Raw genomic sequence first — 26656 nt, 5'->3', positions numbered from 1 at the left:
ATTGACGCGATGGCGGCTCACTTGGTACGCCGTGCCAGCGATTTTGATGTGATTGTGACGGAAAATATGTATGGGGATATTCTTTCTGACCTAGCAGGTGAACTTGTAGGGAGCCTGGGCCTGGCACCTTCTATCAATTCAAATGATAACCTGGCGATGGCACAAGCAGCACATGGCTCTGCACCGGATATTGCCGGGAAAAATATCGGCAACCCGACGGGTATTATGCTGTCTACTGTGATGCTGATGGACTGGCTGGCGGAACGCCATAATGATCCGAAGCTGAAGGAAATGGGACAGTTGGTAGAACAGGGATTGTACCAGTCGCTTGAAGAAGGCGTGAAAACGAAAGATCTGGGCGGCAATGCATCAACATCCGGCTTTGCGGAAGCCATTTCTGAGCGGATTAATCAAGCTGTTTTAAGTTAATTATCATTACTTCTTTCGGATTCTACGTTAGAGAGCTCTCTTTTGTGGAATCCGAGATTTCCAATATGGATATTTTAAATTTTAAAAAAAGAAAGTATAAAGGCAATTAACTATATGAGGAGAATCCCGCCTCTTCGGGAAATCGATTGTTACGATAAATACAAACGAGCAAGTCCGTTTTCTTTCTCTTTACATAAACAACAATTAGAAAAAGAGGAGTTAACAGGTGTATATCAGCTGGTTAGAATTAAGCATTTATAAAGCGCTTTAATCAAAGAGGAGAATAGATATGAATCCAAAACAGGAAATGATTCAAGCAGGTAAGTATTTGATCGATCACCAGCTGGCCTGGGGAACTTCCGGCAATCTTAGTATGCGTTTGAACAATGATCACATGTTGATCACGGCTTCAGGTACTAAAATGGCTCAATTGACTGAAGATGATTTTGTTCAATGGAATATTCAAACAGGTGAAAAATGGGGAGTGCGAAAAGCTTCGAAGGAAACGCCTATGCACTCCGGTATTTATGCGAACCGGCCGGATGCCCGGGCCATTCTGCACTCTTCTCCTTTTTACACAACTCTTTTTGCCTGCAGCAATGAAAAAATCCATTCAGAGCTTTTTATTGAGACGATGTACTACTTGGAACATATCGCATATGCTGATTATTTTCATCCTGGTACAGCCGAGCTGGGCCAAGCCATTGCAGAACAGGCATTGTCCGCTAATATTATCATGATGCGGAATCATGGAGTTGTTGTTTTCGACGATACAATTGAAGATGCACTGATGCGGTTAGAAACGCTGGAAATGGCCTGCCGTATGATGTTAAAGGCAAAAGAAGCTGGAGTCAAACTAACCTTGATTCCAGATCAGGTAGTAACCAGCTTTCTAGAAGATTCTTGCTACAAACCACGAAAAAAAATAAATCCTACTTTTTCAAAAGGATAAAGGAACTTTACATGAAGGCTGGCTAACATTCCTCAAAAGCGTTTTAACATTTTATATTATCAAGGAAAGAAGGGTTTATATGAGGAACCTTATTGGTGTAGTGGCCGATGATACAACCGGCGCAAATGACATTGGGATTATGTTCAGTAAAAATGACTGGACAGTTAAAGTCGTAGCGTTTAGTGAAAAAATGGATTTACAGCAAGATGCCAATGTAGTAATTGTAGATACCGACAGCCGCCTGGATGCTCCAGGTCTTAGTTATCAAAAGGTATATGCGGCGACTAAAGCGCTAAAAGACCTGCCATGTTCACAATTTTTCAATAAAACATGCTCTGTGTTCCGTGGTAATATCGGCAAAGAGTTTGACGCCATGCTTGATGCTTTACAGGAAGAATTTGCCGTGATCGTTCTTTCCTTTCCTAAAAACGGACGCAAAACAGTAAATGGTATTCATACCGTCCATGGAAAACGATTAGAAGACTCTGAATTTGCCAATGACCCGGTTCATCCAATGAATCAATCGAGCCTCGTCTCTATTCTTCAGGAACAAACCGACAGAAAAGTGACTGCTATTCATTTAGATACGGTCCGGCAAGGCGCACAGATTTTAAAAAAGGAAATTGATAAACAAAAAGAAGCGTTCAACTACTGTATTATTGATGCAGAAACACAAACGGATTTAACGATTGTAGCGGAAGCTGTAAAAGATATTAAAGTGTTATGCGGAAGCTCGGCTCTCGGTGAAGAACTTCCAAAATTTCTCCCCGCTGATGACTTAGAAAGCCCGCTTCAGGCGCTGGACATGAAAGACGGTAACGGAGTCTTAGTTGTCTCTGGAAGCTTAACGCCGCAGACACGCGAGCAAACCTCACTGCTTGTGCAGGCCGGATGCCCTTCTATCGTGATTGATTCCCGAGCAATCTTCTCAGCTGAAGAGCGTCAGGCAGAATTAGAAAAAGCTTTGAAGAAAACAGTTGAAAAACTTAAAAGCGGCCAGGATGTACTTTTAATGGCAAATAACAGCCCGGAAATCGTTCAACAAACGAAAGATCTTGGGCTTGAAGAGCATATTGATCCTCTGACTATCAGCAAAATGGTGTCCGCCCTCCTTGCAGATATTACTGTGCAGGCTGTAGATGCACTGGATGTAAAACGGCTCGTCATTGCCGGCGGCGATACGTCTGGTACCATAAGCCGAAAGCTGGGCATTAAAGGAAACTTTATTTTGAACGAAATTGCAACCGGTGTTCCTTCTGGACTTGCTTTCGGGCGGGATATGCTGATTGTGTTGAAATCAGGCAGCTTTGGTGAACCGGATTTTCTGATCCAAGCAGTGGAGCATTTAAAAGACTTGACTCTTCAGAAAAAGTGATAAATGAACGCTTTAAAATGAACAGCCCAATCAGATGTATGACTGACTGGGCTGTTCATTTTGTATTCATTTACTCATACTCTTTTTGAAATTCAACGGTGCTTCTTACCGTATCAATCGGCCGCACGAGCTTTTCAATTTGTTCACGTTTCGACTCTAAAAATGGCGGCAATGAAAGCTTTTCGCCCACTGTTTCGTAAGGCTCGTCGCCCATAAATCCAGGTCCATCCGTCGCAAATTCAAATAAAATCTGCGGTGCAACACGGGCATAAAGAGATTCGAAGAAATAACGGTCTACGTAACCAGATGTCTGGAAGCCAAAGCTTTCAAGACGACCCGTCCATTCATCCAGCACAGCCCTGTCTTCTACACGGAAGGCTGCATGGTGAACAGTGCCATAGCCCTGGTGCGCCTGCGGCAGCACCGTGTTATGCTCCACAACAACTTGGGCTCCGTTTCCGCCTTCTCCTACCTCAAATAAATGCAGTGAATCTTCGGCTGCTATTTCTTTAAATAACAACACCTGCTCCATCATTTGTTTAAAATACTTAAAGTCAGCAATGCGGACAAACAGAGGACCCAAGCCTGTAATCGCAAATTCTAAAGGGATTGGACCCTTCTGCCAGGGCGTGCCAGAAGCCACTCCTTTATTATGCTCATCTGAAACAAGCTGATAGTGCTGATCATCGAAATCAACAAATGAAAGTGTTTTTTTGCCAAACTGTTCTTTAATGCCTGTATGTTTTACGTTCAGGCGGTCAAATCGTTTCACCCAATAATCAAGCGCCGCATCTGTCGGTACCCGAAAAGACGTTTTTGCAATTTCATTTGTACCATGCACGCCTTTTGGAATACCAGGAAAATCAAAAAACGTCATGTCGGTTCCAGGGCTTCCCTTATCATCGGCAAAAAACAAATGATACGTTTGAATATCATCCTGGTTTACCGTTTTCTTGACTAACCGCATACCCAGTACATAGGTGAAGAATTCATAATTTTTTTCTGCACTGCTTGTAATAGCTGTTACGTGGTGAATGCCTTTTAAATGATTCATTTTTTTCCTCCCGGCCTATTAGGTTCAATTATCTTCGATTCGAGATATAAACTTTAAAAAGAGGTTTTCTCTTTTTACATAACCATTATTCATTAAAGCGGCTGTGCCCGGCAGACAATTCGTTCAATCAGTTGGATAGCAGTATACCGTTCATCCCGCTTCAAGTCTTCAAATACCTTTCCCTTATATGTTTATATCTAGTGAATATTTCCTTCATTCGCTCCATGTCCTGTACGATACAGCTTTTGGACTGTTTAGATGATAGACTTCTGGACGATCAAAGTTGATTGTTTTCTTTACGAACCGCAGCCCCAGCACCTCTGTATAAAATCCATCGTTCTTTGTACATCATTCACCATTGCGGCAATATGATGAATGCCTGCTTTTCTTTGCACGCTGTGCACCCCGTTTCTTTACCGGCTTCTGCTTTTTCAGCTTGGGCGGTCAATGGTAAAGATTTCGCCGATTTTTGCATAATCGTTTCCCGCCAGCCTGCTTACAGCTTCCAATCCACCCCGATTGATTCTGCCGTTTTCATAAATATCCTCAGCAATGTGAAACTGTACGACTTTTCCAATGACCAGGTCACAACCGGGAGCATCAGAGCCTCCTAGCTCTAATGACTGCTCCAGCAGGCATTCCATTCGAATCTTCGCTTCCTTTACGCCTGGAACGGAAATTTTCACGCTTTCCACCGGCGTCAGCTGTGCCTGTTCTATTTCACTTACTTCAGGTGGAAGACTAGCAGCCGTTTCGTTCACTTTTTCTACATTTTGTTCATCTACAATATGAACAACAAATTCTTTTGACTCAATAATGTTTCGGGCAGTATCTTTTCTTTCTCCCTGACTTCGCTGGATCGCTAAAGAAATCATCGGAGGGTTGGACGAAACAATATTGAAATAACTGAATGGGGCGCCGTTCAGCGTTCCTTCTTTTGACATTGACGTTACAAAAGCAATCGGCCTCGGGATAATACTTCCTATTAGAAATTTGTAATTTTCTCTTTCTGTGTTTGCAGATGGATCGATAGAAAGCAAAACACTCACTCCAATCAGAATTTAATTGAGTTCTCTTACCTGGAAAGGGATCAGTACCCGTTCAATTTGTTGCCGTCGAGGTTCATATTGCTCCGGTAACATCAGCTTTTCTCCCATCGTTTCAAATGATTCATCATGTGCAAACCCCGGAGGATCGGTCGCAATCTCAAACAGGATTTCGCCACGCTCTCTGAAGTAAATAGCGTTAAAGTAATTTCTATCCCGTACTGCCGTCACACCATATCCGTTTTCGGACACATGTTTTTGCCACTCCAGTTGATCCTGATCGTCTTCAGCGCGCCAGGCAATATGATGCACAGTGCCAACGCCTATTTCTCCCCGGCCAATCGGCGTTCGTTTTAAATCAATGATATTTCCAATGTCGGCTGAAGACTCGAAACGCAAGAAGTCTCCTTCTTCACTTACTTTTTCTAGTCCCATCACCTGTTCGAGTAAGTGAGCCGTTTTATCCGGCTGTGCTGATAATAAAGTGGCCCCGCCAAATCCTTTAATGGCTGTGTCTGGTGTAATATCTCCAAAAGACCATGTATTCTTTTCACCTTCCTCCCGCTCCACAATTTCCAAATGAAGTCCATGGGGGTCGTCGAATTCGAGGTATTGCTCTCCAAACCGCTCCATTTTGGTAACCAGCACATTGAATTTCGCCAGCCGTTCTTCCCAAAATGCGATCGCTCCTTTTGGAACCACATAAGAAGTGACCCCTACCTGGCCATCTCCTATCGTCCCCTGGCGGGCGCCTGCCCAAGGGAAAAATGTAATAATGGTTCCCGGTTTTCCGCCTTCATTGCCAAAGTAAAGGTGGTACGTTCCCGGATCATCAAAGTTTACGGTTTGTTTAACGAGACGCAGTCCCAGCACGCCCGCGTAAAAATCAACGTTTTCCTGTGGATGGCCGACAATCGCGGTAATATGGTGAATGCCTGCTGTTTGTTTGTTCATTTTACCTGCTCCTTTTTTATATGTAATCGATAAATGGATTCTGTGCACCAGACTTTTTAATGAATGGTTTAGTAATACGTCACAAATTCACTGACAGATTTTCGATACCCGCGCGGCTTCCTGCTTTCTACTTTTTCTTTTCCGATTGTAATCATTAAGACAGGCTCGTCTTGATCCCCTATATTTAATAATTTCTTTACTGCGTCAGCGTCAAAACCAATCATGGAGCACGTATCCTAGCCTTTTTCTTTTGCCGCCAGCATAAACAGCATAGCTAATAAAGAAGCATTCCGGATTGCTTCGTCCCGCTGAAATTCTCGTCCTCTTGATTGGTAGAAGGAAACGGTATCTTCTACCATTTAATCATATTCTTGCTTGTTCACAATTCCAAGCATTTTTAAACCTTCGTAAATTTGTGCCGCCTGCTTAAATGCGCCTTTGCCTCCCACAACTATAATAACGGCTGAAGCGATTAATACTTTATATTGTTCGTAGGCCAGCCGTTCTTATCTTTTCCTTCAGGTCTGGAGCCATTACGGTGATATATTTCGTATGCTGCAGATTAAAAGTCGATGGTCCCAATTTGACGAGCGAGAAGGTGTCATTTAGTTCGTTTTTGGTAATGGAGTGTATCAGCCAGGAAATTGCCCGCTGAGCACCGTTCTTCTACCAGCTGAGTGAATTCAGTCATTTTTATATTCCCCCTTGAACAAATATCTCGAATTCGAGATATTGACGTAAAAAAATGATAAATCTTCTGTTTTCAAGCTGGGTAAGAGCAAGAACTTCTTTAAAAGATTCTGCTTTCTTTTTTAAGTAGCTACCATTTCAAAATAAATTATCTTGAATTCAAGACAAATATACCTGATTCTTTTCGGTCTGTCAACTGATTGTGCTGAAAGATTTTTTATATTTCTTTCTGCTCCTCAAGCTTGCCAGCTAAGCCGCTTTTATGTCATACTCCTTTTTCTTTAAAAGTAAAAAGGCAGACACAAATTTGTGCCTGCCTTTAAACTAGCGACGATGCTCTACGAGGTCAATGGCATCTAATACTATGTGGGCTAGTCCAAAACCAAAAACAGTGTTTGCAATAGTTTTATTCGTCGCATGTCTTTGTCTTAGGGCATATCCAGTAGCCGTAACAGCCGAACCCAGAATAGTTGGAATTAAGCCTTCACGAACATTCATGGAATCCCTCCACATCGTAGTTAGTGGATGTGTTTACACCCACCTTAATTGCGCCCAGTTAACCAAGGATTTATGTAAGTAAGTCACGTTTTTTTACTATTGAGATTAGCGAGCAGCTGTTTTCTAGCTGCTTTTTATCAAAAAAGCTGAAGCACGAGGACGTTATGTCCCCTGTACTTCAGCAGATATTACCCCTTCAATGCTCCGGATGCTTTCATAGACGTCCGTGGTATACCGTCGTTTTTCCACTTCCGCTTCTAGATACATGTTTTTACAGTCGCCTTCTAAATCTTTGAGTCGCAGATTTTTTACATTCAACCCGGTTTGTTTAATGCTTTTCAATAGGTCTGTTAAATTCACACTATCTTTCACCTTAATTTTTACGTATATCGGCTTCATGAGCAGTGTTTTTGGACCAAACAGCTTCATCAAAAATGGTATGATTTCCACTGCTACAATAACAAGCAGTATCATCACCACAGCTTCTATATAAAATCCGGCACCCACGGCGATTCCTGTTGCGGCTGACGCCCAGACAATAGCAGCTGTCGTTAGGCCTGAAATCATTTCATTGCTTCGGCGGAGAATTACGCCAGCCCCAATAAAACCAATACCTGAAATAATTTGAGCTGCAAGACGCAGCGGATCCATTGGCCGGATGGCTGCTTCTGCATAACGAAAGCTTGATTCAATGGACACAATCGTAAGCAGGCAGGCGGCAGCGGCAATTACAATAGATGTTTTAACACCTACAGGCTTACGCTTAAATTCCCGCTCAATACCGAGCAAGAGGCCCAAAAAAGCAGCAAACGCGATTTTTCCAATCATCCATAATTCTATATCCCAGTCCATATGCGCTCCTCTTCTGTCCTTTTATTTTTGTTTTAACTTACGGGAGGCTTTTCAGTATTACGTTCCTATACCCCTTCATAGGCTGAATGTAAATCTCCACGCTAATATTTATGCGAGACCTTGCTTACTTTTTCGTTGGTTTTTGCATTTTATTTTGCCAGGGAGTCTAAACAAAAATACTTCTGCGCTCTTAACAAAAAAACAGCAAAGTACTATAAGTACGTATGGTGAAAAAGGGTAATCTTCCCCGTTGTACTCGTTCCTTGAACTGCTTGATCTATAGTAATCCAACGATGGCTTTAACACAATGAAATTTTTTTCCTATGACCTTATCCCCGGACTCCATCAAATATTCATGTAAAATCTCCCATCAATTAAGTTTGTAGAAAAAACCGTTTTTACCTTACTTATGTCTATCAAGAATTCCACTTATAATCTGTTTAAAACAGCCTTAGTTATGCACAATATTTAAAACAACTACTCTATTCCCTGTGACGTAAGTATATAAATTCTGCAAATAAGAAAAAGCAGTTATTTTTAAAAAGTATCTGCCCTGTTTTTTTAAAGCCCATATTTTCGAATCAAATATGTTGGTGTACAGCTTCATGCATGACAATAGCTGTTGATTAAATGACTGCCATGCGGAGAGAAGTTTTAGTTGTTGAGGACATACAGCTCCCAGAAGGTAGCCGCTCAGTCCTCTAGCCTACCGCCCCAATACACTTTCATTTGCTCAATGGTTTTTTCCTGAAAGTAGAAGAGCTTCCATATAATAATAGTATAAGCCTTATCAACAGCTTTGTCGGCCGTTAACAGACAGTTTAAAAATGCCTGGATTTCTTCTTTCCGTAAATACCATCCATATCTGGCTCGTCCAGGAAACCTGTCGATCTGCCCCGCTGATGAAAAACTGCTGCTTTTCGTTCTATAAAAAGACAAGCTGAATAACAGCGAGAATAACTAGGCACTTTTAAATTTTCTCTTGTATATATTCTTGCTATTTAAAACCCCGATTTTCTGCAAAGGAAATACAGAAATTTAATAACTAATTCTCTTTTTAATTAAATATAGGCACTATATTTTGTTCATTAAATTTTATTTTTTATTTTCTAAACCCTTTCTCTTTTCCCACTTTTGATATTTGTCATCATTTACCGGATATTACAAATAATCAAGATATATACCTAGAGTTAGTAATGCTGTTTTAACAGTATCTTTACAAATAATCATTAAAATGGATTTATATACATTTTCAAGAATATCATGGAAACAGAAAGGATGAGGATATGATCGCTTTAAAAAGATTTGAAGGGTACAACATCAGCAAGTTTCAAAGGGATCTACTGGCTGGTCTAGTCGTAGGGGTTGTTGCCATCCCCCTGGCAATGGCTTTTGCGATTGCTTCTGGAGTGAGGCCTGAGTACGGATTATATACAACAATCATCGCTGGAATTTTGGTGTCCCTTTTAGGAGGATCTAAATTTCAGATTGCCGGTCCAACTGGAGCCTTCGTTCCCATTCTTTTCGCGGTTGTTTCTCAATATGGATATGAAAATCTGTTAATTGCAGGATTTATGGCAGGGGTTATGCTTCTCTTAGCCGGGCTGTTCAAAGCCGGAAGGTTTATTAAATTCATGCCGCGTCCTGTTACAATCGGGTTTACAGCTGGAATCGCCGTTATTATTTTTTCCGGACAGATTGCTAACTTTCTCGGTTTGCGTAACATTAAAAAACACGAAGAGTTCCATTTAAATATGATGGAAGTGTTTTTGCACATTGGAGCCGTAAATCCGATCAGCGTGCTTATCTCGCTTATATGCCTTGGAACCATCATTTTAATAACAAAGTACTTTCCTAAAATACCAGGACCTTTGTTTGGTCTACTCGTTTCCAGTGTGATTGCTTTTTTCTTTTTTCGTGGTCAGGTAGACACGATCGGCACTGCCTTCGGAACCATTCCAAGCGGGCTGCCAGAATTTCAGTTTCCTGCCGTCACCTGGGAAACAATTGTGATGCTGTTGCCTGCTGCATTGATCATTGCAGCCCTGGGCGGCGTTGAGTCTCTATTATCTGCTGTAGTGGCTGATAATATGAGTAAAGAAAAGCACCAGAGCAACAAGGAACTTGTTGGACAGGGAATTGCGAATATGGTGACACCTTTATTTGGCGGCATTCCTGCTACAGGCGCTATTGCCAGAACTGCCACAAATATTAAAAATGGAGCCGCGTCACCTTTGTCTGGTATTATTCACGGGCTTATTGTGTTGCTGGTTCTGCTGCTACTCGCTCCTTACGCTTCCCATATTCCAATGGCCAGCATGGCACCGATTTTAATGTTTGTCGCCTGGAACATGAGCGAGCGAAAAGAATTCCGACATGTGCTGAAAACAAAAAGCGGAGATTCCATTGTGCTTGTGGCAACATTCCTGTTAACAGTGTTCACTGATTTAACAACAGGCGTCGGGGCTGGATTACTGCTAGCACTACTCGTTTTTGTAATAAAAATGAGCAAAGGTCTATCCGTTTCCAAGGTACTGCCAGATCCAGAGGATGAACTGGTAAAACCAGAAATGGTCGCGCAGGACAATAACTGCCCGCAAATCAGTATGTATACGATTGAAGGACCGCTATTTTTCGGCTCAACCGAAACGTTTGAAGAATCAGTTGCCCATATTTTGCATTCAAAGCCAAAGGTGCTGCTGCTCCGTATGAGTAAAGTGTCTTTTATTGATACATCGGGTGAAGCACTCCTTGTTTCTATTGCCAATCAAATGAAGGAACAAGATGGACAGTTGCTTTTATCCGGTTTAAAACGGCAGCCAAAGGAACTGCTCTGGAGTACTGGATTTCATGAACATGTTGGCGAAAAGTTCTTTTTTACAAGAACTGGACAGGCTTTAAATTATGCTTTAACCCAGTTACACAAAGGAACTTGCCTTGGGTGCAGCCAGCATGCTTTTAAAGAGTGTACTAGACTTTCTACACAACAGGCAGTGCAAGCAAAGCAAACTCGAAAAGGGCTGGCTGTCACATAATTCTTTCATTAAAAAAGCTGCCCCGCTCAGATTAGCGTAGCAGCTTTTTTAATTTCCGGATAACTCCACTATTTCATTTTATTATGATAAACCTTCCTATCGATTACCATTTAAACTTTTTTAATAAGAAAATAAAGGTTGTCCTGCTATCCCTTTTAAACTTATTTGTAGAGGCAATACATATTTCGATTTTCTTTCGCTTTATAAAGAGCCCTGTCTGCGTGTCGGAGCAGCGTTTGCATGTCCTCTCCATGATCTGGGTAAAAAGCGATGCCGCTGCTTGATGTCGCCGAAAATGTATGTCCCTGAATCCAATAGGGGAATCGAAGTTTCTGCTGGATCCGTTCTGCAGCTTCTATCACTTCTTTAAAGCTACAGATATCGGAGAGAATAATCGTAAATTCATCTCCACCCATGCGAGCCAGCACATCACTTTTTCGGGTTGCTGCCTTCAGCCTTTTAGCAAACTGTTTTAATAGCTCATCTCCTATTTCGTGTCCATGCGAATCGTTAATGGTCTTAAATTTATCGATATCCATGTACATAACGGCAAAAGTACGACCGGAACTCCTTGAGTCTATGATGGCTTTATCGATAAGCTCGGTAAAGATCCTTCTATTGTATAAGCCTGTCAACGAATCAAAAGACGCATAGTTCCGCAACTCTTCTTCGTCCTGCTTTTTCTGCGTGATATCCCGGGCTGCTACTGTATAGTGCTGAACGTAGCCCTCTTTGCTGCAAAGTGGTGTCACAGTAACTTCTACCCAGATCCATGAGCCATTCTTCAAATACTGGCGAAACTGTATCTGGCAAACACGCTTTTCTATGCTCGAAACAGCAAATTGCTGCTTTATCTGCTCCACATCTTTTTTATGAATGGTGTCAAAAAGACGTTTTCCAATTAATTCATCCGGCTTAAAACCAAGTATTTTTTGGTGTGAGGGAGAAGCATACGTGATTATTCCGTTCGAGTCAATGACTTTGATCATATCATAAGAATGTTCAGCAATTAAGCGGTACCGCTCTTCACTATCTCTTAATTCCGCCTGTACCTGCTTTAATTTGCTAATATCTTTGTATACTCCTATTACAGCCCAAACTTCTCCTGATTCGTTTTTAAGCGGGTTATAAGTGGCCAGCACCTCAAGCATACGGCCATCCTTTTTTTGTCTCAAGGTCTCTAAACCAACAATCGATTGCCCTCTTCGCAGTTGGCCACGCATTTGCTGGAGCTCTTTCTTTAAATGAGGCGGTGTAAAAATAATGGCAGGTTTTTCCCCTTTTGTATCTTCTTTTGTCCAGCCAAATAGAGAGGTAAACGCAGGATTAATGTGCAATAGCCTTCCTTCAAGTGTAAACACGTCTATTGCGTCTGCTGTATTTTCCCAAACAAGCTCCAGCTGTTCTTTTATTTCTCTTAATTCTCTTTCAAGTTTCTTCGTTTCAGAAATATCATAAAAGCTGATAGCCCCTGCTGTTACTTTTCCTTCTTTATTTTTAATGGGCAGGTAAGTAATAGCCACATCGAGCAGTCGCCCATCCTTATGCTGCCGCTGCGTTTGGTAATGAGAAACCGTCTTGCCTTGAAGCATTTGCTGAAAAAAATCAATAGCTTCTTCTTTCTTATCTGCAGGAACAAATCCGCTTGCTTGTAGGGTTATATACCTTTTGAATTCTTCCTTCCCCCAGCCGAATACTTTTTCAAAAGCAGGGTTTACTTTCAAAAGATCTCCTTTTACATTCCATAATGAAATCGGATCCACGGATTGAGAAAAAAATGCTTCAAAAAAAGAATATTCCAGCTCTAAATGATTGCTTTGAGTTATTTGTTTCTTTATATCTTGAATTACTATTAAGATATGATTGCATTTGTTTTCTTTATTAAACAGAGGACTAAAGCTCATTCGCCCGGCAACAATGTTTTGCGCCAGGCAGATAGTCTCTTGAAAAAGTAAGCTATTTTGGTTGGTTAACGCTTTCACACAGCGGTTTAGTATTATATCTAGTGTATCTCCTGGCCATACTTCATTAAGCAGCATTCCGCAAATCTCCTCGCATTGCCAGCCAAACAACTCTACTGCTCTGTCGTTTATGAAGGTAAAGCGAAAAGATGTGTCATTCTCAACAAAAAGCACCATTGCCACATCCGATGTTTGATTAAGAAGGTGGGAATAAATTTCAGGATGGGGGGTATGTAAAGAAATTGTTTTTTCATTCATTTCGACCATTACTCCTTTTGACAATCTTACTCTAGAAGATTTGCTATGTAATACGTTCAAAAACATCTCTCATGCTTTGTTTTTATATACAACTTGATAGAATAAATAAATTTCCAATCACTTTAACGTATATACTTAGTTTATAAGGTTTATGCATCAAAGTATGAAAATATTCATCATTTCAGTAAATTTTTTCATAAGATTGCTTTATATAATAGCGCTCTATTTTTATCTCTGAAATAGAGTCATAGCGACTTCTCTTTGCAACATCAGGATTTCCACTGGACCTATCTTCTCCCAAGACCTAATGCATCCGTCCAATCTGAACGAATGGTGGAAAAGCAGAATAGGTGGGCAATATCTGAAGTACTTTCAAGCCCTTCAATCTTTAACCAGGGCTTTCCTTCATGTATCTCTTTTACGATCATACTCACCTCTATGAAAGATAAACCTTAATCGTTTAAATAGCTGCTTAACCGTATACCTTCGATCCATAATCTATCTTGTTTTATATGGAATACCTCCATGTTAAACATGAATATTGTCAGAAAACCTAACCGTTCTTCCCATTTATAGGATTAATGTTTTTATAATAAAAGAAAACAAAAGAGGTGAGGGCTGTGAGAGTACACATTATTGAACATATGGATTTGCTTGGCCGGGGATTTATTCAGGAGTGGCTGCAAGAAACCGGTCAGCTGGTTACATCCACACGACTGCATAAAGGAGAACTTCTTCCCGACCCTTCCGAATTTGATCTCGTCATATTGCTTGGCGGAGTAATGTCTGTATATGATGAAAATCAGTATCCCTGGCTGAAAACAGAAAAACAATGGCTGAAAAATGTGATTGAAAGTGATAAACATGTGCTTGGTATTTGTCTGGGCGCTCAGTTGATTGCCTCTGCACTCGGTGCGGACGTGCGACAGCATACGTATAGCGAAGCAGGCTGGTGGCCTGTCGCTTTTCACCCTCATGCCCGGAAGCATCCATTTCTAAGAGAAGCCGCAATACCTGAATCCTTCTTTCAATTTCATCAGGATACGTTTGAATTGCCGGATAAAGCTGTTCTTTTAGCTGGCAGCATGGCTTGTACACGGCAGATGTTTTCAATAAACAACCGGGTGCTTGGCCTTCAGTTTCATCCTGAATTCACGCCTGACAGCGTACAATACATTGCAAAACACCTGCACTCTTCCTTAAAAGAAGGTCCATTTATTCAATCTCCAGATGCAATGCTGTCCTCCCGGCAAAACTGCCGTGCTTCCAAACAATTTTTGTTTTCCGTGCTTCATAACATCGAAGCAAGCGTAGAAAGCGAGGCTTTGTCTCTTTCCTCTTAAATGAAATAAACGTCCTTATAGGATACTTCAGAGTGTAGACAAAGTATTTTTCTCTTTTCTGTCTATCCCAAAAGAGTTGGGCTAGAGGGTTCGTTTGCTGCTTTTGTTCAGAAGCCACCTGGTGAAGCCGGACGGACGAAGACTTCTGCGGGAAGTACAGTGAGTCGGCAGAGCCGAGGAAGCTGCCGCACTGCTCGCGGAACGCGAAGTCCAGCCGGCTTCAACTATCGTCTCCCATTAGAAAACGATGCCCCGCACAAGCCGTTTTTTCAAAAAAGCTGTTATTTATCTTCTTTCGATAAGAAAAGCATCCACTTTAGCAGTTTAACTGTGTAAAGTGGACGCTTTTTATATAGGACAAATACTTGTCACTATCAGCTCTTTTTTATTCATAATCTGCATCGTTTCTCCTTGTTAAAGTCATCTTTATACAGAAAAAAGTAGATACAGCTATGAATATTGCATTCTCAATTCGCAAAGCTGCTTTGACAATTGTGCAAACCATTCCTGGTCTTTTGTTAAAAGCGCCAGGTCTACCAGCTGTTCAATTGCCGCCTCAGCTGGTGCATGCCCTAGTACTTGATGAAGTGATTTGGATAAAACATGAATCATTCTTCCATTTAGATCTTTATTGTCCGAGTCGACAACGTATACTTTCATAATATCTTCAGGTTTTCCTACCTTTACTACGTAACCGCAGATTCTTTGTTTGTCCCATGTCTCTCCTTCGACCCAATGACCAACGATGAACGGCTCTTTTCTCAACATTTTTCATTCCTCCTTTTTGTTTTCTTATTATCTACTTTACGTACGGTTTTTAACCACTGATTTATATAAAAAAACAGCATGGGCTGTATCCACGCTGTTTTTTTAACATCCTTTTCGGTTAGTTACTGCTTGAAAATTATAATTTCATTCCCTGCTGAGTGTAGGTGTCCGTACGTAAACTTCTATTGGTTTCTCTAGCAGAAGCAAGTAATGTTCTCCCTGCGCCGCTTACTTTTCTTCTTTCTTTTGATAAAATCTGCCGCCTCCTGGTAATCACTTACAATTAGTATACTTTTACTTTCTTACAACGTGAAAAGACATCCACTCCTGCGTCTTTACGCTTAAAGTGGATGCTGTCTAAAGTTAATGAACTTTTCTTTTTTCAACTATTTTCACTTCATATTTTGCCAGTGTTATATTCCCTTTTAGCTCTTCTTCGGTCGCCATATCTTTCACGGCAGCTTTAAGCGTCACCTGCTGCTCCTCTTCTGTAAAATTCATGAGGAAAATATAATTTTTTTCTTCCGCCTGGCGAACCTGTACGGATACGCCCCTTCCATGCTGAACAACAAAAGCAGGGGCAAGTGATAGCTCATCGATCAATGTTTGGTAAAAGTCACGATGAAAATCATCTTGTAACCGCGCTCCAATATAATACGCTTTTCCCTGTTTATATTGGCTGCTTGTTACGGCCGGGGTTTGCGCATAAAAATCTTCCTGATAGAAGCCTTCTGTCCGGGCTGACTGATTTTCGATCACCGTTGCATAATCTTTCAGTTCATATATTTGGCCTCTATAATTCACCCGATTTCTATCGCTTGGATACAGCGTATCGGTTTCAAGCGGCTTGATTCCAAATATCTCCTGTAAATCTTGATGCCACCCACCCATATATGTTAAGTCATATTCATTTACAATCCCGCTTATATATGTCATCACCAGGGTACCTCCGCCGGCCACAAAGGATTTCAGCCGTGAAATCGTTTCTTCGCTGACCAAATATAGCATCGGTATGATCAATAGCTTATAGGAAGAAAAATCTTGTTCTTTCGTAATGACATCTACAGGAATATCCCGTTCCCAGAATGTGCGGTAGTGCTGCTGCAGCGTTTGGGGATAGCATTTTGTCGCCCGACCAAAACCCTGTGCATCGTTTAACGCCCAGTTGTTTTCCCAATCATACAGAATAGCGACATCAGCTGGACGGTTTGTTCCAACAACATCAGAAAGCTGCTGCAGTGTTGTACCGACTTCAGCCACTTCCTGGAAAACGCGGTTATGGGTACTGTTATCGTGATCCACGACAGCTCCATGAAACTTTTCTGATGAGCCGCGCGATTTTCTCCATTGAAAATACAAGATACTGTCTGATCCATGTGCAACCATTTGCATAGAGGAAAGTAAATGCATTCCCGGACGTTTCGCTTTATTAACGTTGTGCCAGTTTACGGCACTTGGCGTAGATTCCATTAATAAAAAAGGCTGTTGTTTCAAACTTCTGTACAAATCATTAATAAAGCCGACTTTCATTGCTAGATCTGCCGTGCTTTCCCAATCGTTATGCCAGGCAGGATAAGCATCCCAGCTAATTACATCTAAATGTTGAGCAAATTTACTGTAATCAAGACTTTGGAAAGGAATCAAATCATGTGTCTCCGCCATAAAGTTTGTGGTGATTGGAATATTAGGCGTCAGATCTTTTAACGGAACAATTTCATTTTCAAAGAAAGAAATAGTTTGATCCGTTACAAATCGACGCCAATCTAAATTCAAGCCGTGAACAGCATTTTCCCCTATAGGTGAGGGAGACTCTACTTGAGACCAGTCATTGAATGTGTGACTCCAAAACGGCCCCCACCATGCATCATTTAATTGTTTAATATCATGATTATATTTTTCTTTCAGCCAGCTTCTAAAAGCATTTTGGCAGTTTTCACAGTGGCACTCCCCGCCATATTCATTTGAAATATGCCACATTAAAAGAGCAGGATGGCTGCCATATCGTTCCGCCAGCAGGCGATTCATCTTTTGTGTTTGTTCACGGTATACTTCTGATGTAAAACAATGGTTGTGACGAGCGCCATGCAGCTGTTTTACCCTTGAGGCATTGACCCGCAGCACGTCAGGGTATTTTTGTGACATCCAGGCAGGACGTGCTCCGCTTGGTGTGGCTAGGATAACCCGGCCGTCAATTTGATGAATATCATTGATCACTTTATCCAGCCAATCAAATTGATAAACTCCTTCCTCCGGCTCCAGGGTGCTCCAGGCAAAAATACCAAGAGAAAACGTATTTGTATTAGCAAGTTGCATGAACGTAATATCATCAGCTAAAATATCGGGGCGGTCCAGCCACTGATCAGGATTGTAGTCGCCCCCATGCAGCATAAATTTTGCTTCTGTCGTATAGGTTTTCTTTAAATGTGACATATGCACCTGCTTGCCCCTTTATGTAATCGTTTTGTTTTGATCTTCCTTTGGCTCCAGTTAAAACTTCATCAATAGCTCGTGCTGCCTGCTTAAATAAATTTTAATCAGCTCGTAGATTAAGCGAAACGGCCTGGGAAAGCTTTTCCTGAGAAATAATAAGGTAATAGGTTTTAAGCAAAGAAACGATCTGTATTGATTGACCTTTAGCGATCAAAAACTATTCTGTTTAAATATGAATTCGCTTACACTAGAGAGTATCGGTGATTTAGTCAAAAAACAAGAGATCGCTAAATGAAGCGTTTGGCCTGAGAGTATCGTGAATGCGCTGCTTGCAATAGAATTAACGATATTTTATTTTTAAATGAAGAAACATATGACCGATCTGGTTTTAATATGCTTTCTATTAACCACCTGCTCTTTTCATAATATGGTATAGTTAAACAAATTAAAGGGAACATACAAATACAGCCGGTTTACGGAAAAGGAGCGATACGATGAGAAGAGTTATTTTTTCGACTGAAAGCGGAGCAGATTTACCAGTCGATTTAGCCGAAAAGCATGGTGTCCAGGTTGTTCCGATGCACGTCATTATGGATGGAAAAGATTACTTAGATGGCTCCATACCTGTCAGGAATATTTACGACTACTATGAACGCACCAAGAAAATACCTTCTACTACCTCTACTAATTCCAATGAATATCATGATTTTTTCACAAAAATTAAAGCCGATTTTCCTGGCTGTATCATCATTCACATTGGCTACACGTCACGTGCCTCTTCTTCTTTTCAAAACGCAGTAATTGCTGCAAAAGAATTTGATGATATTTTTCTGATTGATGCTTTAAATGTTTCCGGGGGACTAATGGCCATTGTGATGTATGCGGTTACCCTGCTGAAAGCAGAGCCCGCTGTGGACCCTAATCACTTGGTTGAAAAAATTGAATCACAAGTTCCCCGGTCGCGCCTTGCATTTGTTCCGGGAAGTCTTGATTTTTTAAGAGCCGGCGGCCGCGTTTCAAATGCCGCTTACATCAGTGGATCTTTGTTGAAAATTAAGCCGCTCATTGAATTAGTTGATGGCAGGCTTGTCTCGACAAAAAAATACCGCGGCAGCATGAATCGCGTTACTGAAAAAATGATGTATGATTATTTAAATAAGTACAGTATCGATAAAGAACAGCTGTATTTTCTTTATTCAATTGGGCTTGATGACAGCATTAAAAAGAGAATGAGTGAAATTGCTGCAGAAGCAGGCTTCAAACAGATAACCTGGATTGAAGCCGGTGCTGTTATTTCCACTCATGGCGGCCCTGGTGCCTTCGGAATTGCCGGATTAGAGAAATAACCTTTTTTCTTAGACTCATGATAATTAGATAGTTTTTAGGTGGTGGGTAAAGAATCTTGACTCTGCCCAGAATTCTTCTGCAACCTGTTCTATACTCACCTTTTATTCATTTCATTCGGATGAGACCCATTGCGCCGATTACGGTTTAATCCAGTAATTTCTTTCATTTCCTCCGCTCTCAGCTCAAAATCGAATACATTAAAATTTTCTTTTATTCTGGATGGAGTCACAGATTTCGGAATGACAATAGTGTTGTTTTGCAAGTGCCAGCGCAGCACAACCTGAGCCGGTGTTTTACTATGGGCTGCTGCTATTCTTTCAATGACGTTGTCCTTCAGCACTTCTCCACCCTGGTCGAGAGGACTCCATGCCTCAATGAAAATATCGTGTTTTGCACAGAACTCTTTTAAATCCTGTTGAACAAGGTACGGATGACATTCAACCTGGTTTAATACAGGTTTTACATCACACTCTGTTAAAATACGCTCCAGATGTTCAATTTCAAAGTTGCACACACCAATTGCTTTGACCCGCCCATCACGGTAAATCTTTTCCATTGCTTTATACGTATCAATATAATCATCAAATTTTGGCGTTGGCCAGTGAATCAAATACAAATCAATATAGTCCAGGCCCAATCTTGCCAGACTTTCATCATAGGCCCGCAATGTATTATCGTAGCCCTGGTCGCCATTCCATACTTTTGTGGTAATAAACAGCTTTTCACGTGGAATCGATGATTGATTAACCGCTTGTCCCACACCATGTTCATTTTTATAAACCATCGCTGTGTCAATTAAAGTGTAGCCTGTTTCAAGTGCTTGTCCAACAGCAGACGAGGCTTCCTCATCCGGCACTTTCCAAACACCAAATCCAAGCTGCGGCATTTTTAATCCGTTGTTTAATGTAACAAAGTTCATATCACATGTCCCCTTTTACAATGAATATACAGATATGCTTTCTTAAAAATTGTTTGGCAGAAATATGGACAAACAGTGATTCACTATTAAACTGTACTCAAGGACAACTCGACGCATTGCTTTAAAGTAGTAATTTTAAAAAGTATACGCTTTCTTTTTTTGTATTTCAATTACTGAAATATAATTAATGTAATCACAAAAACAAAAGTTACTAACTATTTTATAGTTTCTTTTTGCAAGAAAGTTTTAATTGGGTCTGTATGTAAATGAACTTTTTATACTTTTTCATCCTTTCATTTAGTTATAGCCTTTACGTCTAACCAGTCTCACTCATTCTTTTTAGCTCTTCCCAAAACATATGAGAAATCGGAAACCGTTCGAATAGGCATTTTTTCATCTGGTACATTTGAGGTGTACCTATCCAGACACCCCGGGTTCCGTGCCTTCTCTGTACTGATAATAAAACAGAAAAGAACACGGACATTGGCCATGTTCTTTTCTTTCATAACTATCATATTTTAATCCGTTTAGCTGGCAAAAACCTCGACAATTCTCTTAAGAAATTTCTATACGACTTTACACGGATTTTTTAAATGCTGCGTACTGTACAGCTCATTTATATAGCAGTTAAAGCGGGTGTTTTGATTGATGAACGAAAATCTACTTTACATTCGCGGGATTACTCACCAGCCATCATAAGCAATGCATCTTTACCTTTTGTCCCTACTGTAATACCAAGCTTTTTGGCTTCGTCTGTAACAGACTCTAATGGCGCCTCCAGTAACTGTTCAATGGTTGTGACACCCAATGCACGGCCAGCAATAATGCCGCGGTCTTTTTTCTTGTTGAGTATTTCTACATCCAGAGCTCCACACATGATATATCCTTTTTCATTCGTTACAGCTGAAAAGTACGTTTTTGGGAAATTAATGGTAATAGCCGTAAACTGTTTCCCCTCAATGTTAACTGGATACATATTTATCATGATATTTTTGACACTCCTTCCTACCTATATGTTATAGAGAAGAAAGAAAGGTGTGCAGTTGTTTTGCCCAATCATCATGCTGTCTTTGTATATGGATGCAGCTACTTACTATATCTGAAGTGACTGTGCTTCATATGCAAGCTTTTCTTTATACATGTAAACTGCACCCTAATCGTTTAGACACTGTCCGACGATTAGGGTGCATCTTGCTAAACTATTTTACTGAAATCTTGCTTTCGTTAATATCTGCCTGATCGATCTCTATCGTAGTCGTCTCTACCGTCACGATAGTCATCTGAGTATCCTCTGTCGTAATCATAGCCTCCGCCATAGCCAGGTCCAGGATAATAAGGATGGCGCGGATAGCGTGGGTATCGTGGATATGGATAGTATGGAAAATACGGGAAGAATGGAAAATACGGATAATACGGCTGCCGTGGCCGTGGTCTTGGATAATAATACGACCGCTGCACTTCTAATGCTTCGTCAAACTCTCCCTGTTCATGTGAAGAAAACTCTTCAGGATATACATTTTGATCTTCCAACATAAAACCCTCCATCCATTTGACTTTCTCCTTACATTATTCAAAAAGATGTCATCTGGTTTGGGCTTTTAGCTAAGAAAAGAATTTTTGTACTTTTTTATTAAATGCTTTACCGGAGTTTTTCATTATAGCCTTTAAATCACCATTATGTTAAAACTGCTGTCAATAAAATTGATACCCCGCTGTTTAATCGATGAACAATTACGACAGACCAAATTGAATTTGTACGTTTATAAGCCCCTATCCTTAGATTTTTCGCTGCTTATTTCATTACACTTCCGCCCGACAGTAAAATGGATTCACCTGTAAGGTTTGGAGCCGCATCAGTTAATAAAAAACCGATTGTATTAGCAACCTCTATGGGTGTAGTAATCCTGCCTGATGGAAGCCCCTCCACCACTTCTTTATACTGTTGCTCAAACGTTTGTCCTTTTTCTTCTGCTCTTCTTTTGATTCCATTCCGGCCCATTTTCGTATCTACATATCCCGGACACACTGCATTTACCGTTATGCCATGCGGGGCTCCTTCTACGGCAAGTGACTGTGTAAAGCCTCTAAGTGCAAATTTGCTTGCGGCATAAGCACTGTTTCCGCGGGTACCACGAATACCGGACAAAGAAGAAACATTTACAACTCGCCCAAAGCCCCCCTTTTTCATCTCTGGATAAATGAGCTTCGTCAGCATCATAGCGGATGTAACATTCACATTGAGCATGTTGGATATGAAGTCTTCCTCCAGTTCGTCGAGCACCTCTCCTCCGGATATACCAGCACAATTTACAAGTCCCGAAATAAAACCAAATTCTTTTTCGCAGGCTTGTATCAGCTGTGCCCGTTCTTCTCGGCTTGAAATGTCTGCTTTCACGTATTGGACAGACGCTCCTCTAGATGTTAAGTCAGCCGCAAGCTGTGCGAGTTTTTCCTCGCTTCTTCCAGTAAGAGAAACGACGGCCCCCATCGAAGCAGCAACTTTCGCCGTTTCAGACCCAATATCTCCCGATGCCCCCGTAATTAATACATGCATACCGCTCAAAGCTTTTTCAGAAAAAATAGCCATGATTTTGCCTCCTTATTTTCTATGAATCTAAAGGAATATTTCCCTGATCAAAGCAAAATATGCACCATCTCTGGTTTGCTACCATCTCTTTGTCTGCAAGGTGCTTGAATGATTATAAGCAGTCACCTAAAAACAATAAAACCCTATCTTAATCAGCTAAAATAGGGCTTCAATTTGTATTTATTTACCGTACCGCATCTAATCCCATACAAAAACGGATCGTGATACAACCGCCATGCCGGGCAATCCTATCAACATAGATTAACCCCTTTTGACGCTCTTCGTTTAATCTCTCTATTTCTTCTAATGTACGTAGAACTCGCTCGTCCCTATCTTCAAAACTATGTTGTCCTTTGCAATCGCAGCATGAACACATCTCTTCATTCTCCTTTTTATAAATTATTCCTTACTATTAAATATTCAAAATGAGGATAAATGGAAACGGCTAAAACCATAGTTTAAAAGAAAAAGAGCCCAATAAAAGAACGATTGAATAAAAAATCAAAAGATCGGGTTGGCCGCATCGTATCTAACACAAAAGAACAATATCGGATGGAGTGCTATAATAGCTGTTACTGCCTCATCCGTTCTCTTTTAAACGATAAACCAGCCTTTCTAAATCGTTAAATATTCTCTGCTTTCCTTTCATAACCTATAAAGGTGTAAACCAAAGGGAGGTGAAAGGATGTCCATTAAACCAAAAATGCTGCAGCGAGGGGATACAGTAGGTATCGTTACCTTAGGTAGTCCTGTTGACCCGGCCATTATCAATGCCAGCATTGCGTTTTTACAAGGAATGGGACTGCAGGTTGTCTTAGGCAAGTATGTATATGCACAAAACGGATTTCTTGGAGGAACAGCACTACAACGCGCGGAAGACTTGATGTCTATGTTTACGAACACACAAGTAAAAATGATTTTGCCAGTACGAGGTGGCGTTGGTGTGGAAAGCATCTTGCCGTTTCTTGATTACCAGCTCATCGCCCAAAACCCCAAAATCGTTAGCGGTTATAGTGATATTACTATTTTGTTGAATGTTTTATATCAGTTTTGCGATCTCACTTCATTCCACAGCTTGCTTCTTATCGACTTTAGACCTCAGACGCCTGCTTACAACTTTGAGCAGTTTTTTACCGTCACTTCTTCTATCACTGCACCTCGCCCAATCCTGAATCCTCCGGGCGTGCCGCTTACTGGCAGAGTGCAGGGGAACGTCAGCGGTCCACTTGTTGGAGGAAATTTAACATCGCTTATCGGGACACTTGGTACGCCATATGAAATCAGCACTGCCGGAAAGATTCTTTTGATTGAAGAAACACACGAACCCATTAATACTGTTTATCGTTATATCGATCATATGCGAATTGCTGGAAAATTTGAGGATTGTGCTGGCATCATTATGGGTGAATGTACGAATTGTCCTAATGCCTATGGCAAATCCTATAATGATTTGATCAATGAATTTATCGTGCCACTCGGAAAACCGCTAATGACCAACCTGGCTTCAGGACATGGATTTTACAAAGCGGCCATTCCAATCGGCACCAGGGTGAATTTAAACACGATTGACAATACAATCACATTATTAGAAGCAGCCGTAACCTGATCAATGTACAAATTCTTATCAATAAGACCATTTTATTTTAATTTTCGCGAAGAGAACTTCATTAAGTTCTTGCGATGATACGAAAAGACTGCGTACGAATTTAAATGTAGTCTGCAGCTAAAAAAATCCTTCAAAAAAATACAACTGAAAAAGCGATTGGACAGCTTGTAAACGAGGAGCGGGCGAGGTATGGTCGCTGTAAAACTGGCCAATGACACCAGCTTTGTGGCGTGGACGAAATCGAAGGATGTGCACGCCCGGAACTATTTTTACCATACAGCCCCGGACACCAGCGCCATATTTTAAATCCAAATTTTAAAGAAATTGGTGTTGGAGTTTACACACGGTACTATACACAAATGTTTGTGACGAGGTAAAGCATGACAGCCTCTTTGTTTGGGCCGAAAAATACAAATAATGGCTAGAAAAGCTGGTGTAATGGCCGGATTCTTTTTTTCCGGCCATCATGGACAATAATTCGGCCCTGATCCTCTTTTTCCGGATATACATAAAAAGAAATAGACAGCTTTCTGTTCAATTTTAAACAGAAGGTTGTCTATATTGTTTGAAAAAAGTAAGGATTTCGGAACGTAAGTTTTTGGATGTTCTCTTTAAAAAGGCTTCTTTTTATTTAGGTTCATTTTGCTGTTAGAGGTCTCATTACAGACGATCATTATATGCAAGTCCACAGGAGCAACGACGTTTTCCAAATAAAAGATGATAGGAAGAAGGAAATTCTTGATTCACACGCTGCACTTCTGTGGCGAACTCTTGACTATTTTTGGGAACCGTCGAAAGCGCATTGGCTTTTTCCTGAGTATCAATATGAGCGCCCGGCGGTACAAATTTATTCTGTGCAATACGTACACCGTTTGTAACAACCGCATTATAGGAAATAAATGCCTCTTTTTCTACAATGGCATCATAGACAATTGATTTAAACCCAACAAATACATTGTTTCCGATGTAGCAGGGACCATGAACAAGTGTACCATGAGCCAGGGTAACCTCATTTCCAATAAATATCGAATAACCCATTTTGCCTACAGAAAAACGTTTGTTTAATAAACCATGCAAAATTACACCATCTTGAAGATTGGTTTTAGAGCCAATATAAAATGGGGCTCCCTCATCTGCCCGTATGCTTACGGTGGGGGCAACATAAACATGATTTCTTATGAAAACATTCCCTATAACGCTAGAAAAAGGGCTAATAAATGCTGTTTGATCAATGGTCGGAAAATGTTGACTGGGATTAAAAGAAGTGATTGGGTTGGGTGCAATAAATGGTTGAACACAAGAAGTGTGGTAGTGAGGAAATGGCGTTGATTCACTTTTTTCGTTCAAACAATCATCTCCTTGAGAACTTCATTTTCAGATAGAATATGTAGAAGAAATAAAATACAGTACAGCTACAGTGTCTGTTTATTGCCGATAAACTAAATTTTTAATACTCTTTTTTTGCATAACATTTTTTAATTTAATCACAGGCGGGTATTCTGCTTTTCAACCGGTTTAATCGTTATTTTTAGTGAATAATCTTCTATCCTCACAATGATATTCCTCTTTTTTCCTCTCTGATTTACCATGAATGACACACGGGATCGCTCGCAATTATAAATAAAGAAAGGAAAACAATTGTTTTCCTTTCTTTATTCATCCATTACTTTTCTTCGGCTTCATTAAAAGCAGCAGTTACCTTCTCTAATTCCCCATTGTTCTCGATAATGGATAACTGCTCCTCATCATCGACTCGTAAAAAGAAAACCTCGATCTCTTCATCAGATTTTTTTTGAAGTTCTTCTGCATATCCTACAGCTGCATATTCTTTTCCCTCAAGAGTTAATGTGCCCAGTACTTCCATATCCTGTGTGTAGCCATTATCATCAATCATTGTAATGATTTCTCCTGTTTCAATTTTCTCCATGTTAACTCCTCCCCTGACTTTTTCAAACCATATCTTAAAATATTTTGCCCAATATTTTATCATTTAAATGAAGAAATGGCTCTTTAAAAATTCCTATATTCGGCAGCTGACACCTGGTTAAATGCACTCAATGGACTGGCAAGATCATTCTTTTTTCTTATGCAAAGGCATTAAAAAAGGATTAACTTTTACTTTTGATTAGAACAAGCTTATAAAAAAGGAACACAATGTCTGAGCATGCTGCCAGCCAATATTTATTTATACGAAAAAATATTGTACATCAATTTCTCAAGAAACAAGCCCTTCTTTTAAATAAAATTTTTTTATACAAAAAAGAGGACAGCTTCCGCTGTCCTCTCTGCTTTTGCCTGGCGGCGTCCTGCTCTCACAGGGGGAAACCCCCAACTACCATCGGCGCTGAAGAGCTTAACGGCCGTGTTCGGGATGGGAACGGGTGTGACCTCTTCGCTGTAGCCACCAGACTATGTATGGAACAAAATTGTTCCTTCAAAACTGGATAATCTCTGTAAAGTAACGGCATACCGTGCCATTGTTAATCTTGATTAAGTCCTCGATCGATTAGTATTCGTCAGCTCCATGCGTCGCCGCACTTCCACCTCGAACC

At 40.7% G+C, this 26656-nt stretch carries 21 protein-coding genes, 1 rRNA gene and 2 pseudogenes; 7 read left to right on the top strand and 17 right to left on the bottom strand.

Going from position 1 to position 26656, the window contains the following annotated elements; all coding sequences use genetic code 11:
* The 3 genes from VP97_RS21440 to VP97_RS21430 form a co-directional block, all read left to right on the top strand.
* Positions 1-429, top strand: a 429-nt coding sequence (locus tag VP97_RS21440; protein WP_245629957.1) for an isocitrate/isopropylmalate family dehydrogenase, incomplete at its 5' end; no start/stop codon positions are given.
* A gap of 289 nt (positions 430-718) precedes the next feature.
* Positions 719-1381, top strand: a complete 663-nt coding sequence (locus VP97_RS21435; RefSeq protein WP_050184200.1) for a class II aldolase/adducin family protein — start codon at positions 719-721, stop codon at positions 1379-1381.
* A 79-nt stretch (positions 1382-1460) separates the two neighbouring features.
* On the top strand, positions 1461-2756 hold the full coding sequence (locus VP97_RS21430) for a four-carbon acid sugar kinase family protein (RefSeq protein ID WP_050184199.1): 1296 nt from the start codon (positions 1461-1463) through the stop codon (positions 2754-2756).
* A 70-nt stretch (positions 2757-2826) separates the two neighbouring features.
* On the opposite strand, the gene VP97_RS21425 is transcribed toward VP97_RS21430, so the two are convergent.
* The 7 genes and pseudogenes from VP97_RS21425 to VP97_RS21400 all read right to left on the bottom strand — a co-directional run bounded on the left by VP97_RS21425 (position 2827) and on the right by VP97_RS21400 (position 7850).
* The gene (locus VP97_RS21425; protein WP_050184198.1) at positions 2827-3810 is read right to left on the bottom strand and encodes a ring-cleaving dioxygenase; all 984 of its coding nucleotides are present in this window, start codon (positions 3808-3810) and stop codon (positions 2827-2829) included.
* Between the two features lie 255 nt (positions 3811-4065).
* A pseudogene (locus VP97_RS24605) lies at positions 4066-4169 on the bottom strand (VOC family protein); the annotation flags it as partial.
* A 72-nt stretch (positions 4170-4241) separates the two neighbouring features.
* Complete coding sequence (locus VP97_RS21420; RefSeq protein ID WP_050184197.1) at positions 4242-4850, bottom strand: flavin reductase family protein; 609 nt, start codon at positions 4848-4850, stop codon at positions 4242-4244.
* 21 nt (positions 4851-4871) lie between these two features.
* Positions 4872-5810: a ring-cleaving dioxygenase gene (locus VP97_RS21415; RefSeq protein ID WP_050184196.1), complete on the bottom strand. Its 939-nt coding sequence runs from the start codon at positions 5808-5810 to the stop codon at positions 4872-4874.
* Between the two features lie 68 nt (positions 5811-5878).
* Positions 5879-6501 (bottom strand): annotated as a pseudogene (locus tag VP97_RS21410) (nitroreductase family protein).
* Between the two features lie 323 nt (positions 6502-6824).
* Entirely contained in the window at positions 6825-6998 is a 174-nt protein-coding gene (locus VP97_RS21405; RefSeq protein ID WP_050184195.1) for a hypothetical protein, read from the bottom strand.
* 162 nt (positions 6999-7160) lie between these two features.
* The gene (locus tag VP97_RS21400) at positions 7161-7850 is read right to left on the bottom strand and encodes an MgtC/SapB family protein (protein WP_050184194.1); all 690 of its coding nucleotides are present in this window, start codon (positions 7848-7850) and stop codon (positions 7161-7163) included.
* 1286 nt (positions 7851-9136) lie between these two features.
* Here VP97_RS21400 and VP97_RS21395 point away from each other — a divergent pair.
* Positions 9137-10885 (top strand): SulP family inorganic anion transporter, encoded by a 1749-nt coding sequence (locus VP97_RS21395; protein ID WP_050184193.1) that lies wholly within the window; start codon positions 9137-9139, stop codon positions 10883-10885.
* Positions 10886-11046: 161 nt separating this feature from the next.
* Here the strand turns inward: VP97_RS21395 and VP97_RS21390 are convergent, their stop codons facing one another.
* Positions 11047-13104 carry a PAS domain S-box protein gene (locus tag VP97_RS21390; protein WP_050184192.1) on the bottom strand — a complete coding sequence of 686 codons (2058 nt, stop codon included), beginning with the start codon at positions 13102-13104 and terminating at the stop codon, positions 11047-11049.
* Between the two features lie 620 nt (positions 13105-13724).
* Between VP97_RS21390 and VP97_RS21385 the strand changes: the two genes are divergently transcribed.
* Entirely contained in the window at positions 13725-14447 is a 723-nt protein-coding gene (locus tag VP97_RS21385) for a type 1 glutamine amidotransferase (protein ID WP_050184191.1), read from the top strand.
* 450 nt (positions 14448-14897) lie between these two features.
* Here VP97_RS21385 and VP97_RS21380 read toward each other — a convergent pair whose 3' ends face one another.
* Both VP97_RS21380 and VP97_RS21375 read right to left on the bottom strand, forming a co-directional pair.
* A complete protein-coding gene (locus tag VP97_RS21380; protein WP_050184190.1) occupies positions 14898-15215 on the bottom strand; it encodes an IDEAL domain-containing protein in 318 nt (105 codons plus the stop codon).
* A gap of 363 nt (positions 15216-15578) precedes the next feature.
* Complete coding sequence (locus VP97_RS21375; RefSeq protein ID WP_050184189.1) at positions 15579-17645, bottom strand: beta-galactosidase GanA; 2067 nt, start codon at positions 17643-17645, stop codon at positions 15579-15581.
* Positions 17646-18139: 494 nt separating this feature from the next.
* On the opposite strand from VP97_RS21375, the gene VP97_RS21370 reads away from it, so the two are divergent.
* Positions 18140-18991, top strand: coding sequence for a DegV family protein (locus VP97_RS21370; RefSeq protein WP_050184188.1), 852 nt, complete (start codon positions 18140-18142; stop codon positions 18989-18991).
* A gap of 95 nt (positions 18992-19086) precedes the next feature.
* Here the strand turns inward: VP97_RS21370 and VP97_RS21365 are convergent, their stop codons facing one another.
* The 4 genes from VP97_RS21365 to VP97_RS21350 form a co-directional block, all read right to left on the bottom strand.
* Positions 19087-19911 (bottom strand): aldo/keto reductase, encoded by an 825-nt coding sequence (locus VP97_RS21365; protein ID WP_050184187.1) that lies wholly within the window; start codon positions 19909-19911, stop codon positions 19087-19089.
* A 679-nt stretch (positions 19912-20590) separates the two neighbouring features.
* Entirely contained in the window at positions 20591-20896 is a 306-nt protein-coding gene (locus tag VP97_RS21360) for a YunC family protein (RefSeq protein ID WP_050184186.1), read from the bottom strand.
* A 239-nt stretch (positions 20897-21135) separates the two neighbouring features.
* Positions 21136-21456 carry a hypothetical protein gene (locus VP97_RS24380; RefSeq protein WP_216594941.1) on the bottom strand — a complete coding sequence of 107 codons (321 nt, stop codon included), beginning with the start codon at positions 21454-21456 and terminating at the stop codon, positions 21136-21138.
* Positions 21457-21703: 247 nt separating this feature from the next.
* Complete coding sequence (locus VP97_RS21350) at positions 21704-22498, bottom strand: SDR family NAD(P)-dependent oxidoreductase (RefSeq protein ID WP_050184184.1); 795 nt, start codon at positions 22496-22498, stop codon at positions 21704-21706.
* Positions 22499-23183: 685 nt separating this feature from the next.
* Between VP97_RS21350 and VP97_RS21340 the strand changes: the two genes are divergently transcribed.
* Complete coding sequence (locus tag VP97_RS21340; protein WP_050184182.1) at positions 23184-24104, top strand: S66 peptidase family protein; 921 nt, start codon at positions 23184-23186, stop codon at positions 24102-24104.
* A gap of 660 nt (positions 24105-24764) precedes the next feature.
* On the opposite strand, the gene VP97_RS21335 is transcribed toward VP97_RS21340, so the two are convergent.
* The 3 genes from VP97_RS21335 to rrf form a co-directional block, all read right to left on the bottom strand.
* Positions 24765-25451, bottom strand: coding sequence for an LbetaH domain-containing protein (locus VP97_RS21335; RefSeq protein WP_050184181.1), 687 nt, complete (start codon positions 25449-25451; stop codon positions 24765-24767).
* A 316-nt stretch (positions 25452-25767) separates the two neighbouring features.
* Entirely contained in the window at positions 25768-26031 is a 264-nt protein-coding gene (locus VP97_RS21330) for a DUF1292 domain-containing protein (RefSeq protein ID WP_050184180.1), read from the bottom strand.
* Positions 26032-26397: 366 nt separating this feature from the next.
* Positions 26398-26513 (bottom strand): 5S ribosomal RNA (rrf, locus tag VP97_RS21325).
* Between the last annotated feature and the right edge of the window lie 143 nt (positions 26514-26656).

The sequence above is a fragment of the Domibacillus robiginosus genome (genome assembly GCF_000966195.1).
GTDB lineage: Bacteria > Bacillota > Bacilli > Bacillales > Domibacillaceae > Domibacillus > Domibacillus robiginosus.
This window is presented reverse-complemented; position numbering and strand designations above follow the sequence as displayed.

Excerpts from the sequence above, each read along its gene's own strand:
- VP97_RS21435 (WP_050184200.1), top strand. The coding sequence starts at position 719 with ATGAATCCAAAACAGGAAATGATTCAAGCAGGTAAGTATTTGATCGAT.
- VP97_RS21430 (WP_050184199.1), top strand. The coding sequence starts at position 1,461 with ATGAGGAACCTTATTGGTGTAGTGGCCGATGATACAACCGGCGCAAAT.
- VP97_RS21425 (WP_050184198.1), bottom strand. The coding sequence starts at position 3,810 with ATGAATCATTTAAAAGGCATTCACCACGTAACAGCTATTACAAGCAGT.
- VP97_RS21415 (WP_050184196.1), bottom strand. The coding sequence starts at position 5,810 with ATGAACAAACAAACAGCAGGCATTCACCATATTACCGCGATTGTCGGC.
- VP97_RS21405 (WP_050184195.1), bottom strand. The coding sequence starts at position 6,998 with ATGAATGTTCGTGAAGGCTTAATTCCAACTATTCTGGGTTCGGCTGTT.
- VP97_RS21400 (WP_050184194.1), bottom strand. The coding sequence starts at position 7,850 with ATGGACTGGGATATAGAATTATGGATGATTGGAAAAATCGCGTTTGCT.
- VP97_RS21395 (WP_050184193.1), top strand. The coding sequence starts at position 9,137 with ATGATCGCTTTAAAAAGATTTGAAGGGTACAACATCAGCAAGTTTCAA.
- VP97_RS21390 (WP_050184192.1), bottom strand. The coding sequence starts at position 13,104 with ATGAATGAAAAAACAATTTCTTTACATACCCCCCATCCTGAAATTTAT.
- VP97_RS21380 (WP_050184190.1), bottom strand. The coding sequence starts at position 15,215 with ATGTTGAGAAAAGAGCCGTTCATCGTTGGTCATTGGGTCGAAGGAGAG.
- VP97_RS21375 (WP_050184189.1), bottom strand. The coding sequence starts at position 17,645 with ATGTCACATTTAAAGAAAACCTATACGACAGAAGCAAAATTTATGCTG.
- VP97_RS21370 (WP_050184188.1), top strand. The coding sequence starts at position 18,140 with ATGAGAAGAGTTATTTTTTCGACTGAAAGCGGAGCAGATTTACCAGTC.
- VP97_RS21365 (WP_050184187.1), bottom strand. The coding sequence starts at position 19,911 with ATGAACTTTGTTACATTAAACAACGGATTAAAAATGCCGCAGCTTGGA.
- VP97_RS21360 (WP_050184186.1), bottom strand. The coding sequence starts at position 20,896 with ATGATAAATATGTATCCAGTTAACATTGAGGGGAAACAGTTTACGGCT.
- VP97_RS24380 (WP_216594941.1), bottom strand. The coding sequence starts at position 21,456 with ATGGAGGGTTTTATGTTGGAAGATCAAAATGTATATCCTGAAGAGTTT.
- VP97_RS21350 (WP_050184184.1), bottom strand. The coding sequence starts at position 22,498 with ATGGCTATTTTTTCTGAAAAAGCTTTGAGCGGTATGCATGTATTAATT.
- VP97_RS21340 (WP_050184182.1), top strand. The coding sequence starts at position 23,184 with ATGTCCATTAAACCAAAAATGCTGCAGCGAGGGGATACAGTAGGTATC.
- VP97_RS21330 (WP_050184180.1), bottom strand. The coding sequence starts at position 26,031 with ATGGAGAAAATTGAAACAGGAGAAATCATTACAATGATTGATGATAAT.